General features: G+C 63.1%; 14 protein-coding genes and 1 pseudogene. 12 read left to right on the top strand and 3 right to left on the bottom strand.

From position 1 onward, the window contains the following. The first annotated feature begins 90 nt into the window (after window positions 1–90). Genes truB through Y708_RS26065 form a run of 4 tightly spaced genes read left to right on the top strand, consistent with a single transcriptional unit; the run spans window position 91 to window position 2,577 of the window. Window positions 91–1,002 carry a tRNA pseudouridine(55) synthase TruB gene (gene truB / locus Y708_RS0117750; RefSeq protein WP_155853923.1) on the top strand — a complete coding sequence of 304 codons (912 nt, stop codon included), beginning with the start codon at window positions 91–93 and terminating at the stop codon, window positions 1,000–1,002. Then, window positions 999–1,373, top strand: a complete 375-nt coding sequence (locus tag Y708_RS0117745) for a hypothetical protein (protein WP_028280963.1) — start codon at window positions 999–1,001, stop codon at window positions 1,371–1,373. The genes truB and Y708_RS0117745 overlap by 4 nt, the downstream gene beginning before the upstream one ends. Next, entirely contained in the window at window positions 1,370–1,876 is a 507-nt protein-coding gene (locus Y708_RS26070) for a hypothetical protein (protein ID WP_035776753.1), read from the top strand. The genes Y708_RS0117745 and Y708_RS26070 overlap by 4 nt, the downstream gene beginning before the upstream one ends. Window positions 1,877–1,935: 59 nt before the next feature. Then, a complete protein-coding gene (locus Y708_RS26065; protein ID WP_081746962.1) occupies window positions 1,936–2,577 on the top strand; it encodes a DUF4345 domain-containing protein in 642 nt (213 codons plus the stop codon). 52 nt (window positions 2,578–2,629) lie between these two features. Here Y708_RS26065 and Y708_RS0117730 read toward each other — a convergent pair whose 3' ends face one another. After that, window positions 2,630–4,582 (bottom strand): hypothetical protein, encoded by a 1,953-nt coding sequence (locus Y708_RS0117730; RefSeq protein WP_028280962.1) that lies wholly within the window; start codon window positions 4,580–4,582, stop codon window positions 2,630–2,632. A 253-nt stretch (window positions 4,583–4,835) separates the two neighbouring features. Here Y708_RS0117730 and Y708_RS0117725 point away from each other — a divergent pair, with 253 nt between their 5' ends. The 4 genes from Y708_RS0117725 to Y708_RS0117710 all read left to right on the top strand — a co-directional run bounded on the left by Y708_RS0117725 (window position 4,836) and on the right by Y708_RS0117710 (window position 10,220). Then, complete coding sequence (locus Y708_RS0117725) at window positions 4,836–5,831, top strand: bifunctional riboflavin kinase/FAD synthetase (RefSeq protein WP_028280961.1); 996 nt, start codon at window positions 4,836–4,838, stop codon at window positions 5,829–5,831. Between the two features lie 124 nt (window positions 5,832–5,955). Continuing rightward, window positions 5,956–6,225 carry a 30S ribosomal protein S15 gene (gene rpsO, locus Y708_RS0117720; RefSeq protein WP_028280960.1) on the top strand — a complete coding sequence of 90 codons (270 nt, stop codon included), beginning with the start codon at window positions 5,956–5,958 and terminating at the stop codon, window positions 6,223–6,225. A gap of 272 nt (window positions 6,226–6,497) precedes the next feature. After that, window positions 6,498–8,759, top strand: coding sequence for a polyribonucleotide nucleotidyltransferase (locus tag Y708_RS0117715; RefSeq protein WP_028280959.1), 2,262 nt, complete (start codon window positions 6,498–6,500; stop codon window positions 8,757–8,759). Window positions 8,760–8,762: 3 nt separating this feature from the next. Beyond that, window positions 8,763–10,220, top strand: a complete 1,458-nt coding sequence (locus Y708_RS0117710) for a M16 family metallopeptidase (RefSeq protein ID WP_081746958.1) — start codon at window positions 8,763–8,765, stop codon at window positions 10,218–10,220. Between the two features lie 15 nt (window positions 10,221–10,235). On the opposite strand, the gene Y708_RS0117705 is transcribed toward Y708_RS0117710, so the two are convergent. Both Y708_RS0117705 and moaA read right to left on the bottom strand, forming a co-directional pair. Then, on the bottom strand, window positions 10,236–10,487 hold the full coding sequence (locus tag Y708_RS0117705; protein WP_028280957.1) for a MoaD/ThiS family protein: 252 nt from the start codon (window positions 10,485–10,487) through the stop codon (window positions 10,236–10,238). After that, window positions 10,488–11,558, bottom strand: a complete 1,071-nt coding sequence (gene moaA / locus Y708_RS0117700; protein WP_028280956.1) for a GTP 3',8-cyclase MoaA — start codon at window positions 11,556–11,558, stop codon at window positions 10,488–10,490. Window positions 11,559–11,745: 187 nt separating this feature from the next. On the opposite strand from moaA, the gene Y708_RS26060 reads away from it, so the two are divergent. From Y708_RS26060 to Y708_RS30015, 4 genes and pseudogenes are all read left to right on the top strand, one after another. Next, complete coding sequence (locus Y708_RS26060) at window positions 11,746–12,504, top strand: response regulator transcription factor (RefSeq protein WP_051479135.1); 759 nt, start codon at window positions 11,746–11,748, stop codon at window positions 12,502–12,504. Beyond that, complete coding sequence (locus Y708_RS31215) at window positions 12,494–12,715, top strand: hypothetical protein (RefSeq protein ID WP_253905868.1); 222 nt, start codon at window positions 12,494–12,496, stop codon at window positions 12,713–12,715. Before Y708_RS26060 ends, Y708_RS31215 begins: the two co-directional genes overlap by 11 nt. Before the next feature lie 27 nt (window positions 12,716–12,742). Then, window positions 12,743–13,654 carry a sensor histidine kinase gene (locus Y708_RS26055; protein ID WP_253905867.1) on the top strand — a complete coding sequence of 304 codons (912 nt, stop codon included), beginning with the start codon at window positions 12,743–12,745 and terminating at the stop codon, window positions 13,652–13,654. Further along, a pseudogene (locus Y708_RS30015) lies at window positions 13,651–14,094 on the top strand (oxidoreductase); the annotation flags it as partial. The gene Y708_RS26055 and the pseudogene Y708_RS30015, both read left to right, overlap by 4 nt.

Genomic DNA, 14,094 nt, shown 5'->3' with positions numbered 1-14,094 from the left:
ACATGGCTGGCAATGGATGGCATAGGGGAATGGTAGCGCGGAAGGTTGCTCGGCACAGAAGCCAATGAGCCAACCCATATACTGAAAAGCGTGAATTCCGGGCAGGTCCACTCAGGACTGATTATTGTGGACAAGCCGCAGGGCTGGACCAGCCACGATGTGGTGGGTAAGCTGCGACGGCTGGCGGGTACCCGGAAAGTTGGCCACGCCGGCACCCTTGACCCCATGGCCACTGGTGTCCTGGTGGTGGGGATCAACAGGGCAACGCGGCTCCTCACTTACATTGTTGGCACCTCCAAGACCTACACGGCAACCATCCGTCTGGGGCAGTCGACCGTTACTGACGACGCAGAGGGTGAGATCACCTCGCAGAACAGCGCCGCAGCCCTCAGCTCGGAGCAAATCCGCGGGGTCATCCGGGGCTTGACCGGAGCCATCGAGCAGATTCCCAGCAGTGTGAGCGCCATCAAAGTCAACGGGCAGCGGTCCTATGCCCGCGTCCGTGCAGGAGAGGAGGTCACGTTGAAGTCCCGACCCGTGACCATCCACCGATTCGAGGTGCACAATATCCGCCACGTCAACGGCGGAACGCTCCAGGATATAGACGTGACCGTTGAATGCAGTTCAGGCACCTATATCAGGGCTCTTGCGCGCGACCTTGGCGATCGGCTGGGGGTCGGCGGGCATTTGACCGTGCTCCGGCGAACACAGATTGGGCCGTACTCCATCGATGGGGCTTCGACCCTTGAAGCCCTGGCATCCGATCTCTCGCTTCTTGGTATCGATGAGGCAGCGAGAGCGCTGTTCCCCAACCGGGAATTGACCGCGTCCGAGGCGCTGGATCTTTCCCATGGCCGACGGATTGCAGCCGGCAACGATGATACAGCCGGGCCGACGGCCGCATTCGCTCCTGACGGCACGCTGATTGCCCTGCTGGAAGACCGGAATGACGACGCCAGACCGGTGTTGGTGTTTGCGCCGGGAAACGGTGGATCCACGTGATCGTTGATGGGTTTGTCATCGCCGGGTTGATTGTGTGCTTATTGTCGACCGTCATCTGTCTTGGTGCAGCAATCGTCAGGCAGCCCCCCAACGACATCACTATTCTTTCGGTTGCTGCGGTTGAGGTGTTCCTGGTGGTTTACCTGGTATCCGCAGTGGTTCGCCAGTCGGCTGGCCAGGCGGTTTCCGGCGAAGGATGGGAATTTTGGGGGTATCTGGTGACGGCGCTCCTGGTTCCGGTGGGCGCTTTCTGGTGGGCAGTGCTGGAGCGTTCGCGCTGGAGCAATATTGTTCTTGGAGCGGCGGGCGTGACTATTTTTGTGATGCTTGTTCGGATGGAGCAAATCTGGGATGGAGCCGCTGCAATATGAGGGGCGGAAGGCTTCCGCGTGATGGCCGGGGGAGTGCCGGACGGGGGACTGGTGGCGAAGCTGCCGCCGTCGGCACCCCGGCTGCAGCCGGCCGAAACCGGGGTGCCGGGCGTCTGTTGATCGCTGTCTACGGGATTTTCGCCGTGGCGGCTACAGCCCGGGCGGTCTTTCAGATTGCCACCAAGTTTTCCGAGGCGCCCGCAGCCTATTCACTGACAGCCTTGGCGGCTGTGGTCTATGTGCTTGCAACGGTGTCCCTGGCGAAGACCGGCACACTCTGGTTCCGGACCTCGGTCGCCGCGGTGGGGCTTGAACTTGTCGGTGTTCTGACGGTTGGATCACTCAGTCTCCTCGACCCGGTGCTGTTTCCCAGCGATACCGTGTGGTCCGTTTTTGGGCAGGGCTATGGCTTTGTTCCGCTGGTTCTGCCGGTCATCGGTTTGTGGTGGCTCTACCGGCATCGGCCTGCTGCGCAGGTGCTTGGACAGTCCAACCCGGCGTGAGAGTATGACTCAAACGGCATAAATTTCTTCACGAATGCCTTGAGTTACAAGGGAGCATCATGACCAGCAGTCCAGGACAGAACGAAGGACCCCCTGCCGAGCGAAGCCCACGTGGCGGCTCTGCTCCAGGCACACCCGCTGGGTCCACTGATCGACGGGGTGACAACCGGACCGAGACGGCTGCAACGGCTCCGCGACAGGATCCTACTTCCGCAAAGGCCGGAGCCAAGAAGGATTCCGGAGCCAAAGGTGCGTCGTCCAAACCCAAGGCCCGGAAGCCCGGTGAGGACTGGAGCGTCTTCAGGACGGTCGTGGTGTTGGTGGGCCTCGTGATAGCCGGGTTTGGCGCCTATTACCTGATCACTGGAACAGCTGGCCTGCCGGAGACCGGAGACGGGGCGGTGAACCCCACGCTGGAGAACCAGTTCCGCTTCTTCGCCGCGATGATGATCGGCGTCGGTGCGGCGTTTGTCACCATCGCCATAAAATTCCAATGGTCAAACATGCTGTGGCTGGTTTGCCTGATGGTCTTCATCGGAGGGATCGGGCGGGTCCTCTCATGGGCGTTCTCCGGCACCCCACACTTCCTGATGATCATCCTGATGATCGTGGAGTTGGCATTCCCCGCAGCGCTCCTCGTCTGGCACAAGTACATCGCGAAGACCAGCGAAATGCGCAGAGAGTATTCTGAACGCTCCTGACATTCAGGTGTGACGGGTCCCACGAAGCAACCCTCCGCGGGACCCTGTGTTTCTATTCCGCCTTCAACTTTCGCTGCCACCGGTTTCCCATGCGCACGCAGGCAAGTCCCAGCCCAAGGAACACCAGCGCCGATCCCGTGACAAGTTCGGACTTCAACCCCGTTTCCGCCAGTTCCGGAGGCTTTTCCTGGAACGTTGAATCAGCCGGATTGACCGCAGCGGCGGGCTTTTCTGGGTGTTCCACGGGTGGCGCATCCGGCATTTCGACGGGCGGTGGACCCGGTTCTTCGGCGGGCGGTGCCGGGGGATTCTCAACGCATACGGTTTCACTCGGCTCCCCGAATTTGGAGGTGTAGGGACTGTTCTGTGCATCTCCGGCAAAGCTGGCGACCACTGTGTAGCAACCCGGCTCGGCGAACCCTGCGAACGGAGGACTCGTATGGTGCCCGTTCGACATCGGTACGGTTGTCTGGGAATGGACCGTGGCACCTTCAGGAACGTCATCCCGAAGATCCGGCAGCGCCGGAAGGGGGCCATACATGGTCAGTTCTACCGCCGGCTCATTGTCAACCGTCTGGTCCGGCGGACCCATCCCAGTGATTTCCACCAGATCAGTGACCGAATCGCCCACCAAGGCGTTGGGCGTGGAGAGCAGGGTTGACACAGACGGGCTCCACGGCACGAGCGTGGTCTCTGGGACAACCCCGAATGGACTTTGCCAGGGTAGAACGTGGCCCGACGCTGATTCCGGCTCCGCACTCCCTGGATCGATGCTCTCAGTCCAGACATACCAACCGGGACCGGGGAGGGTCAGCTCGGGCGTGCGGTAAGTGCCGGGGCCGTCTACCCGCGTTGTCACTGTTCCCAGCTTGGGAGTTTCCGCCGGCACTTCATCGCTGGGCCGCGGCCGCGACGGAAGCGGGCCCCACAGCGTGGATACCACCTCCACCGAGACCGTTTGGCCGGATCCGGGAAGGGAAAGCCAGCCGTTGTTCGCCGCATCCGAGGATCCGGCAACGGTGACCGTGAGGACGTCATGCAATGGTTCCCCAGCAGAGGCCTGCCCGGTGGAAGTTTGCGTACTGACCAGGGGCTGGAATGCCGGAAGCGCGGCGATTGAACTGGCCGCCTGCCGGGGCTCCAGCATCGACGCCGTCAGCAACCTCTGGACGCCTTCATCATCCGGGACCAGCCAGTTGACAGCCGCGGCGGGCGTAACAGGTACGGAAACCACAAGCTCGCCGCCACCAAGTCCCGTCCGCTGAACCTCCACCGTGTGTACCTCCGCGGAACTGATCCACGTGGATTCGGCCTGGCCCGGGAGAGAGAAGTGGCCGGTGACCGACGCAGTGGCTTTCAACCCGCCCACCCGTTCGCCCGAAGCACCCCGTACGCTGACCGCGGCGGTGACGCCGCCGCCGTCCGGGGATGCGGCAAGGTCAATCTCCACGGAGTACGGCCCCGCCTGCGCATGGGCGGAGTCCGTCATGGACCGCGCTTCGCGGACAATATCCGCAGGCAGTTGCTCGGAGGCGACAAAGGATTCCATCCTGTCGGAGCCCCACGCCATCCCGGGGGAAGTCAGCGCCCACACCGCCAGCTGGACGGAGGCCGCTGCACTGTTGTCGGTTGTTGAACCCCAACGGTGCAAGAGGTAGGACAGCGCCGCGTTTTCACGGTCCGAGAGCTGTTGTCCGTCACTGCGCACAAAGCCTCCCGGACCGCCAATTTCATACCGGTCGGCATTGGGCGGGGCTAGTTTTTCGAAATCGGTACAGTAAGCCACTGTGCCGTCGGAAGAGCGGTGCTGACCCACAAAATAGGTGCGGCCATCCACGCCGGCAGCCTGTGACCACCCAGACTCGCCACTTTCAGCACGGGCTCCTCCGACGGGAATCAGCAGCGCAAGGCACAGTACCAGCGAGATCACAGAAGCGAGGCGGACCGGGCCGCGGACTGGGCGAAAGGTGCCGGGTGTTGTGGTGGCGGGGGGATATTTGGCCAAGGCAGGGTCCTCCGAAAGGGTGTGGGCGGGTCTTCACCTACCACTGTGTCGTGCGCAGTAGGCACCAGACGTGGCATTGCGCGCTATGTGGATAAACCGCCCGGATTAGCTTGAATGTGGAGGAATGGTTGCCGTCTGCGGGCCCCGCAGCTGCGGCTCCGCGTCAACCGGAGCAGCGAATTCAGCCATAATGTATGTGAGTCGGCGACGGGTATCAGCCACCGTTCACAGCCCAACTGCCCCAAGGAGATCCGTGTTCTACTGGAAAGACCTGACCAGCGTGCCTCAGGGGTTCGGTCCGTCAGTGGTCACCATCGGCAACTTCGACGGAGTGCACCGCGGTCACCAACGGGTGCTTGAGCAACTGACGGACGCCGCCGCGCAGCGCCAAGGACACGCCGTCGTGATCTCCTTCGAACCACACCCCGCGAAAGTGCACCGCCCGGAACAGGCGCCCGAGCTGATCATGGGCCTTGAAGACCGCATCGTAACGCTGGCCACCACCGGGATCCAGGCCCTACTCATGATGCATTACACATTGGACTTTGCTGCGCAGACGCCTGAGGAATTTGTGCAATCGGTGTTCGTGGACACGCTGCAGGCGAAGGCCGTGGTGATCGGACACGATGTCCGGTTTGGACGTAATAACAGCGGTGATCTGACAACCATGCAGGAACTGGGGGACAGGCTGGGATTCGAAGTGATCGTGATCGACGACTTCGGGTCCAGCCGCCCGCTCGGCGTCAATGAAGCCGACGGCGAGCGCCGTTGCTCGTCGACCTGGGTGCGCGAGGCGCTCGAAGCCGGTGATGTTGCCACTGCCGCACGCATCCTCGGACGTCCGCACCGTATGCGCGGCGAGGTTGTCCACGGGGCCGCGCGCGGCAGGTCCCTCGGTTTCCCCACGGCCAACCTTGCGCCGGCCGCAAGCGGGTACATTCCCGCGGATGGAATCTATGCGGGCTGGCTGATCGACAGTACCCAGGTTCGCTGGCCGGCTGCGATCTCCGTGGGATCCAATCCAACGTTCGAGGGAGTCAGCCGGCAGGTGGAGGCCCACGTGATTGACAGGCCCGTTGAGGACGCGGACGCCTTCGACCTCTACGGTCAAACCGTGGTGGTGGAGTTTGTTTCCCGTCTGCGCGGAATGGTCGCGTACAAAGGTGCGGAGGCACTCGTGGAGCAAATGCGGCATGACGTGGATCAGACCCGGAACGTGCTTTCGACAGAACAGCGTGCCAGCGGGTAAACTCGACGTTGGGTCCGGCTGCAGTCCGTGGTGGCTGGATCCTGTTGTGTCACCCGGTGCCGGTTCAAACAGTGCCCAGTGATCAGCAAAAACCATGTTCACGGTACAACTCCAGGAGTTAATTGTGGCCCTTGACGCCGCCATCAAGCAGGAAATCATGAAGGAATACGCGACAGGCGAGGCCGACACAGGGTCGCCTGAGGTGCAGATTGCTATGCTGTCCCGCCGTATCCTGGACCTCACGGAACACCTCAAAATGCACAAGCACGACCACCACACGCGTCGTGGCCTGCTGCTCATGGTGGGACGCCGCCGTCGTCTGCTGGATTACCTGCGCAAGACTGACATCACACGCTACCGTTCGCTCATTGAGCGTCTCGGCCTGCGTCGCTAGTTAGATCGTGAGGCGGCACCATTCCTGCGAGGGATGGGGCCGCCTTCAACGTTCCAGCGGTCGTTTCGACCGGTGGAAACCACAAGTAAAAAGCAGGAGTCAGGCCAGGCATCGGGCATTCGCGGTCCTCGGTAGTGATCTCCGGGAAACACCCAACGGTGTTCCCGTGGATCTCGATCGAAGACCGGGTGCTGTACAGACCAACACTCAGGGTATGTACCACAGATGCCGCAGCCTGCCTCCGTCAAACAGAGAAACGGAGGTGACTCTCTATGGAGGGTCCCGAAATTCAGTTCGCCGAAGCCCTGATCGACAACGGTCGGTTCGGTACGCGCACCGTCCGCTTTGAAACCGGGCGGGTTGCCCAGCAGGCCGCCGGTGCAGCGATGGTTTACATCGACGAAGACACCGCGCTCCTCTCGGCAACCACCGCCGGAAAATCCCCGCGCGAAGGCTTTGACTTCTTCCCGCTGACAGTGGATGTGGAAGAGCGCATGTACGCCGCTGGGCGCATCCCCGGATCGTTCTTCCGCCGCGAGGGTCGCCCCTCCACCGAGGCCATCCTTGCCTGCCGCCTCATGGACCGTCCGCTGCGCCCCGCCTTTGTAAAGGGCCTGCGCAATGAGGTCCAGATTGTGGTCACAGTACTGGCCATCAACCCGGATGTCCGCTACGACGTTGTCGCCATCAACGCGGCATCCATGTCCACCCAGCTCTCCGGCCTGCCGTTCTCCGGCCCGATTGGTGGCGTCCGCGTGGCGCTGGTATCCGACGGCAGCGGAGATGACCAGTGGATCGCGTTCCCCAAGCACTCGGAACTTGAAAACTCAGTGTTTGACATGGTCGTTGCCGGCCGCGTAGTCGGCGATGACGTCGCCATCATGATGGTCGAGGCTGAGGCCACCGACAACTCCTGGAGGCTCATCAAGGAAGAGGGCGCAACCGCTCCCACCGAGGAGATCGTTGCCGACGGCCTCGAAGCAGCCAAGCCGTTCATCCGCGCGCTGTGCGACGCGCAGTCGGACCTCGCGGCCCGGGCCGCCAAGCCCACTGTGGAGTTCCCGGTTTTCAAGGATTACCAGGATGACGCCTTCGCAGCCGTGGATGGTGCCGCAGCCAGCCGCTTGGCGGAGATCTTCACCATCGCCGACAAGGTTGAGCGCGAAGAAGCAGCCAACGCGTACCGCACTGAAACCGTCGAGGCACTGTCGGGTCAGTTCGAAGGCCGCGAGAAGGAAATCTCCGGCGCGTTCAACGCAGTCACCAAGAATGTTGTGCGTCAGCGCATCCTCCGCGACCAGGTCCGCATCGACGGACGTGGCCTGAGTGACATCCGCAAGCTCACCGCAGAGGTGGAGGTACTGCCACGCGTTCACGGTTCGGCGATCTTTGAGCGCGGCGAAACCCAGATCATGGGTGTCACCACGCTGAACATGCTGAAGATGGAGCAGCAGATTGATTCGTTGTCTCCGGTGACGCGCAAGCGGTACATGCACAACTACAACTTCCCGCCGTACTCCACCGGTGAAACCGGCCGTGTGGGCTCGCCCAAGCGCCGCGAAATCGGCCACGGAGCATTGGCGGAGCGTGCACTGGTTCCGGTGCTGCCGAGCCGCGAGGAATTCCCCTACGCCATCCGCCAGGTGTCCGAGGCACTGAGCTCCAACGGTTCCACCTCAATGGGCTCGGTCTGCGCCTCCACGCTCTCGCTGCTCAACGCGGGTGTGCCCCTGAAGGCACCGGTTGCCGGCATCGCCATGGGCTTGGTATCCGACGTCGTTGACGGCCAGACGCGCTACGCCGCACTGACCGACATCCTCGGCGCCGAAGATGCTTTCGGCGACATGGACTTCAAGGTCGCCGGAACAGCCGAGTTTGTGACAGCCATCCAGCTGGACACCAAGCTGGACGGCATCCCCGCGTCAGTGCTGGCAGCAGCGCTGAAGCAGGCACGCGAGGCACGTCTGCACATCCTTGGTGTGCTGCAGGCCGCGATCGACACCCCTGATGAGCTCTCCGAGTTTGCTCCGCGCATCATCTCGGTGAAGATCCCGGTTGACAAGATCGGCGAGGTCATTGGCCCCAAGGGAAAGATGATCAACCAGATCCAGGAAGACACCGGCGCCGACATCTCCATTGAAGATGACGGCACGGTCCTGATCGGTGCCACCGACGGCGGCTCCGCCGAGGCGGCCCGGGCAGCGGTCAACGCGATCGCGAACCCGCAGATCCCTGAGATCGGCGAGCGCTACCTGGGTACGGTGGTGAAGACCACCACCTTTGGTGCTTTCGTCTCCCTCACCCCGGGCAAGGACGGGCTGCTGCACATCTCCGAACTGCGCAAGCTCTCCGGCGGCAAGCGCGTGGACAACGTCGACGAGGTTGTTTCAGTGGGCCAGAAGGTCCAGGTGGAAATCACCAAGATCGACGATCGCGGAAAGCTGTCACTGTCCCCTGTGGTTGCCGAGGAGGCTTCAGCTGACGAGGCACCCCGCGTGCATTCGCAGGACGCCGCCGAAGGTGACGACAACTAACGCATGACCCAGGCATTTCCTGCGGACGGCTCCGCTGCGACACACTTGTCCGCAGCGGGGCCGGCCGCCTTTAACGAAGAGGTTGCTGACATTCCGCATTCCACAGATAAGAGTTCCGGGGTTCTCCTCCCCTTGGTTTCAACCCGGCCGGGGGCTGATTCCACAGTTGTCTCCGGCAGTCCCGGTGGCGCTGTTGTCCGCCGCTCCGTCCTGCCGGGTGGAGTCCGCGTCCTGACCGAGGCGATGCCGGGACAGCGGTCAGCAAGCATCGGCTTCTGGGTGGGCGTGGGGTCCCGGGACGAGGCCCCCGGCCAGCACGGCTCAACGCACTTCCTGGAGCACCTGTTGTTCAAGGGAACCCGCAGGCGCACTGCTCTGGACATTGCGTCAGCGTTTGATCAGGTGGGTGGAGAATCCAATGCCGCCACTGCCAAGGAGAACACCTGCTATTACGCCCGTGTCCTCGACACTGATCTCCCGATGGCCATTGATGTCATCGCGGATATGGTGACCTCCGCCGTGATTGACGCCGGAGAACTGGAACAGGAACGCGACGTCATCCTTGAGGAAATCGCCATGGACAGCGATGATCCAGCGGATGTGGCGCACGAGAAGTTCGTGGAGGCGGTCCTGGGCGAACACCCTCTGGGCCGGCCGATCGGTGGCACGCCTGAAGCAATTAAGGCCGTCCCCCGCGAATCGGTCCTTGACCACTACCGGCGGTACTACCGGCCGGCGGAGCTTGTGGTGACAGCCGCCGGCGGACTGGATCACGACGTCGTGTGCTCCCTGGTCCAGGACGCTTTGGTGAGTGCCGGCTGGGATCTGGAGCCCGGCGCAGTCCCGGTGCCGCGGCGCACCACCGAGCCGGCGCAGGTTGACGGCGGCGGCGGCGTGCACGTCATCCGGCGTGCCGTGGAGCAGGCAAACATCCTGCTTGGCTGTCCCTCAATGACGGCTACGGATGACCGCCGGTTTGTGATGAGCGTGCTCAACGCCGTGCTGGGCGGCGGGATGTCCTCGCGGCTGTTCCAGGAGATCAGGGAAAAACGCGGCCTCGTCTACTCGACCTACTCCTTCTCTGCGTCCTATGCCGACGCCGGATACTTCGCCATGTATGCCGGATGTTCTCCGGCCAAGGCAGGCCAGGTAGTCCGTCTGCTTGGTTCCGAGCTGGACCGGCTGGCGGCCGACGGCATCACCGGGGAGGAACTGGCACGGGCGGCAGGCCAGCTTTCGGGTGGACTTGTCCTTGCGCTGGAGGACAGCGGCTCGCGTATGTCCCGGCTGGGCCGCGCCGAACTGGTCAGCGGTGAGTTCCTGGATTTGGACGAATCCCTGCGGCGCGTCCGCGCGGTGACCGCTCAGGATGTTCAGGCACTTGCTGTGGAACTGGCTGCGTCACCGCGCACGGTGACAGTGGTCGGACCGTTCGACGACGCAGCGGAACTGGGACTCTAGAACCGCGTGCCCCCGTTAGCCGCCGGCAAACGGGGGCAGGATGTCCAGGACATCGTCCTGGTCCAGCACCACTGTCCGGTCGCGCAGAGCAACCTCGTTGAGCAGAAAACTGCTGCGCGAGATGACCTGCGCCATGGATGGTTGGCTGTGGGCAAAGCGCGCTTGGACGTCTTCCAAAAGCTCGGTCAGCGGTAATGCCTCAACATCGAGGCGCTCCTCGGCAACGCCCGCGGCCGCCTGAGCCGCGCCAAAATACCGGATCAGCATTCAGCCGCCAATCGCGCTCATGGTGCGGTCGGGCTGGACAAAGTCAGCGTCTCCCAAACCGACGTGATCCATACCGTGGGCTTTGGGCTTGGCCCACATCGCCTCCTGCCAACGGCGGGCGACGGCGTCGTCGTCGGCCGTTGAACGCAGGAGGTCCCTGAGGTCTGTTTCCTCACGGGAGAACAGGCAACTCATGATCTTGCCCTCGGCTGTGACCCGGGTCCGGCGGCAGTCCGCGCAGAAAGGCTCGGTCACGGAGGCAATAATGCCCACCACGCCAACGACGACGTCCGGCAGCGATTTGCGTCTGACCTCCCAGCGCTCGGCCGGAGCGCCGTCCCGGGTCCTCGGATCGGGGGTGAGCACAAAGTCGCTTTCAAGCATGCCGCGCATCTCGGCGGCGGTGATCATGCCCTCACGGGTCCAGCCGTGGTCCGCGTCCAGTGGCATCTGCTCAATGAAGCGGAGTTCGAAGCCGCGGGAGACGGCCCACTCGAGGAGGGCAGGTGCTTCATGGTCATTGATGCCGCGCATCAGCACTGCGTTGATCTTCACGAGGCCCAAACCCACCTGTGCCGCTGCCTCAATGCCCCTGAGCACCCGGTCCAGGAACGGACGGCGGGTCAGCTGCGCGAAGGTGTCCGGGTGGAGGGAGTCCATCGAGACGTTGATGCGGGTCAGACCCGCATCCTTGAGCTTCTGTGCCTTCTTGTCGAGCCCGAGGCCATTGGTGGTCAGGGAGATGGGAAGCTCTGCATGATTCGCGCGGATGTCGGCGATGATCTCCACCAGGTCGGCTCGGACCAGTGGCTCTCCGCCGGTCAGGCGCAGCTCCCGGATCCCGAGCAGGTCCACGCCGATGCGCACCAGCCGGACAATTTCGCCCCGGGTCAGAACCTGGTCCTTTTGCAGCCAGTCCAAGCCTTCGGCGGGCATGCAGTAGGTGCAGCGCAGGTTACACTTGTCCGTCAAGGACAAGCGCATGTCAGTGGCACGCCGGCCGTAGCTGTCAACGAGCCCGGAGGCTGTCTCCGCCGGGCCGGCCTGCGGCATTCCCAGTTGGATTCCCATGCTTCGAGGTTACGCCCTTTAGTCTGCCTGCCCTATCCGGGAGGCCGTGGGTGGACGGGCTCCCGGCGCAATTGGACAGTGGAGAGCAAAGAGTTCTTACGAAACGCGTACATCCACCGCCTAATCATGCTGTCTGCGCAGTCGGAGCATCGCGCAAATCTATGATTGCAGTGTGCCGAAGCCTGCGATCAATGCGGACCAACCCGTCTCCGGGCCATTCGACGCGCCCGGACCACGCATTCTCCTGGTTGAGGACGAACCGACCATCCAGCACGTCGTGAGGGACTATCTCCTGAAAGAGGGCTTTGTGGTGGACACGGCCGGTGACGGTTTCGCCGCGCTTCATCTTGCGCAGACGCACCCGCCCGATCTGGTCATCCTGGACCGGATGCTGCCCGGGCTCGACGGAACCGAAGTCTGCCGGCGGATCCGGGCGAACCGGGAAGTGCCCATCATCATGCTGACCGCGCTGGGCACGGCGGATGACCGGATTCAGGGCCTGGAGCTGGGTGCCGATGACTACGTGACCAAGCCGTTCTCCCCGCGGGAACTGGTTCTGCGGGTCAAGTCCGTCCTGCGGCGCAGCGCTGTGGAACCACAGTCCCAGGCGCCCGTGCACGTGGCAAACTTCACACTGAACCCGGGTGCACACACCGTGACTCGCCAGGGAGTGGCGCTGTCCCTCACCACACGCGAGTACGAACTGCTGGCCTTCCTGCTTCAACACCCCGACCGGGTGTTCACCCGCGAAGAACTGATCAAGGCCGTCTGGGGCTGGAATTTCGGCGACCTCTCCACGGTCACGGTCCATGTGCGCCGGGTCCGGGAGAAGATCGAAGCGGATCCAACCCATCCGGTTTTACTCCAGACTGTCTGGGGCGTGGGCTACCGGTTTACTACAGCGCCGGTAAACACTTCGGAAACGGGGGCCCGTCATGGCGGCTGACCAGCTTTTCACCATCATCGGAATTGCACTGTTGTGGGCACTGATCATTGGCGTGGCGACGTTCATGCTGCTGAAAGCGCTGAGGCGCTTCTCTCTGGTGCTGCAGTTCTGCGTAGTGCTGCTCGGCACCGTGGCGGTGATGGTCGCCGGGATGATCAGCGCAGTGAACGCCATGGTGGTCACTGCCCGCGACCTCGAAATCATGTGGTAGATCGTTGGCGTTGCGTCCCTGGTGGCTGTGGGACTGTCCATCCTGCTCGGAACACGGGTGGCACGGAACGCAACAGCACTGACGACGGCGGCGCGCACCATTGGTGGTGGAGGAACCGTCCAGCTCATGTCCGGCCCCATGAGCTCGGAACTTGCCTCCCTTGCGGGCGAACTGGAGCGCACCAGCGAACGGCTGGAGAGATCCCGCCGCCGGGAGGCTGCGATTGAGGAATCCCGCAGGGAACTGGTGACGTGGATTTCCCACGACCTCCGGACGCCGCTCGCCAGCATGCGTGCCATGGCCGAGGCATTGGAGGATGGCGTGGCCACCGACGTGTCCGGTTATCACTTGCAGATCGTGGCGCAGACCGATCAGATGGCCGCGATGGTCAATGATCTCCTGGAGCTCTCCAAGATCCAGGAGGGCAGCCTGCACCTGTCGGCTGAGTCGCTCCACCTGTATGACCTTGTCAGCGATGCCATTGCGGATCTGTTGCCCTTGGCGGACCGCAGAGGGGTAACGATCGACGGCAACGGCGTTGCTGCCCTGATGGCGGTAGGGGACGGGCCGAGCCTGGGGAGGGCGGTCCGCAACCTGATCCTCAACGCGGTGCTCTATACCCGGGATGGGACCAGCGTGGCAATCACTCTCATCGAGGAGAGCGGGATGGCAGTGTTCGCAGTCAGGGACCAGTGCGGCGGCATCGCTAAGGAAGATCTGCAGCACGTTTTCACCACCGGCTGGCAGAAGACGCCGGGCAGGTCCAAGGACGGAATGTCCGGGGCCGGCGTGGGTCTGGGTATGGCGGCAGGAATCATCAAGGCGCATCGTGGAACGCTCACGGTCAGCAATGTCGCGGATGGCTGCTGCTTCACGGCGGCACTTCCGCTGGGAGAGCCAGCGGATGCAGCCCCACCAAGCAGAGGAGGTTCATCATGACCCGCATCCGTGGGTGGGCGGCGCTGTCCGGAGTGGTCGCAGTGGCGGCCGCCGTCGTTGCCTCAGAGTTGGCAGCAACAGCGCTCAGCCCTTCCGTTTCGCCGGTCAGTGCCGTGGGATCGGTGGTCATCGACGGGCTCCCACCCGGAGTCAAGGACTGGGCAATCGAAGCTTTCGGCACTGCGGACAAGCTGGTCTTCCTGATCGGGATGTCACTGATCATCGTTGTGGTTGCGGCGGGCGCGGGGATGCTCGAATTCCGACGACGTTACGCGGGCGCCGCCGTCGTCGTTCTGTTTGGAGTGGGTGGACTGGTCGCCGTGGGCTCGCGGCCACAGGCTGGAACCATGGCTTTCGTGGCGCCGGCTGTCGCACTGCTGCTGGGCGTGCTGATCCTCAGCTTCCTGATCGGCAGACTGACCGGCTGGGCAGCCGCCGCA

The organism is Arthrobacter sp. H5 (genome assembly GCF_000520595.1).
Classification (GTDB): Bacteria; Actinomycetota; Actinomycetes; order Actinomycetales; family Micrococcaceae; genus Arthrobacter_D.
Note: the sequence above shows the minus strand (reverse complement) of the source record. Positions and strands in the feature narration are given on the sequence as shown.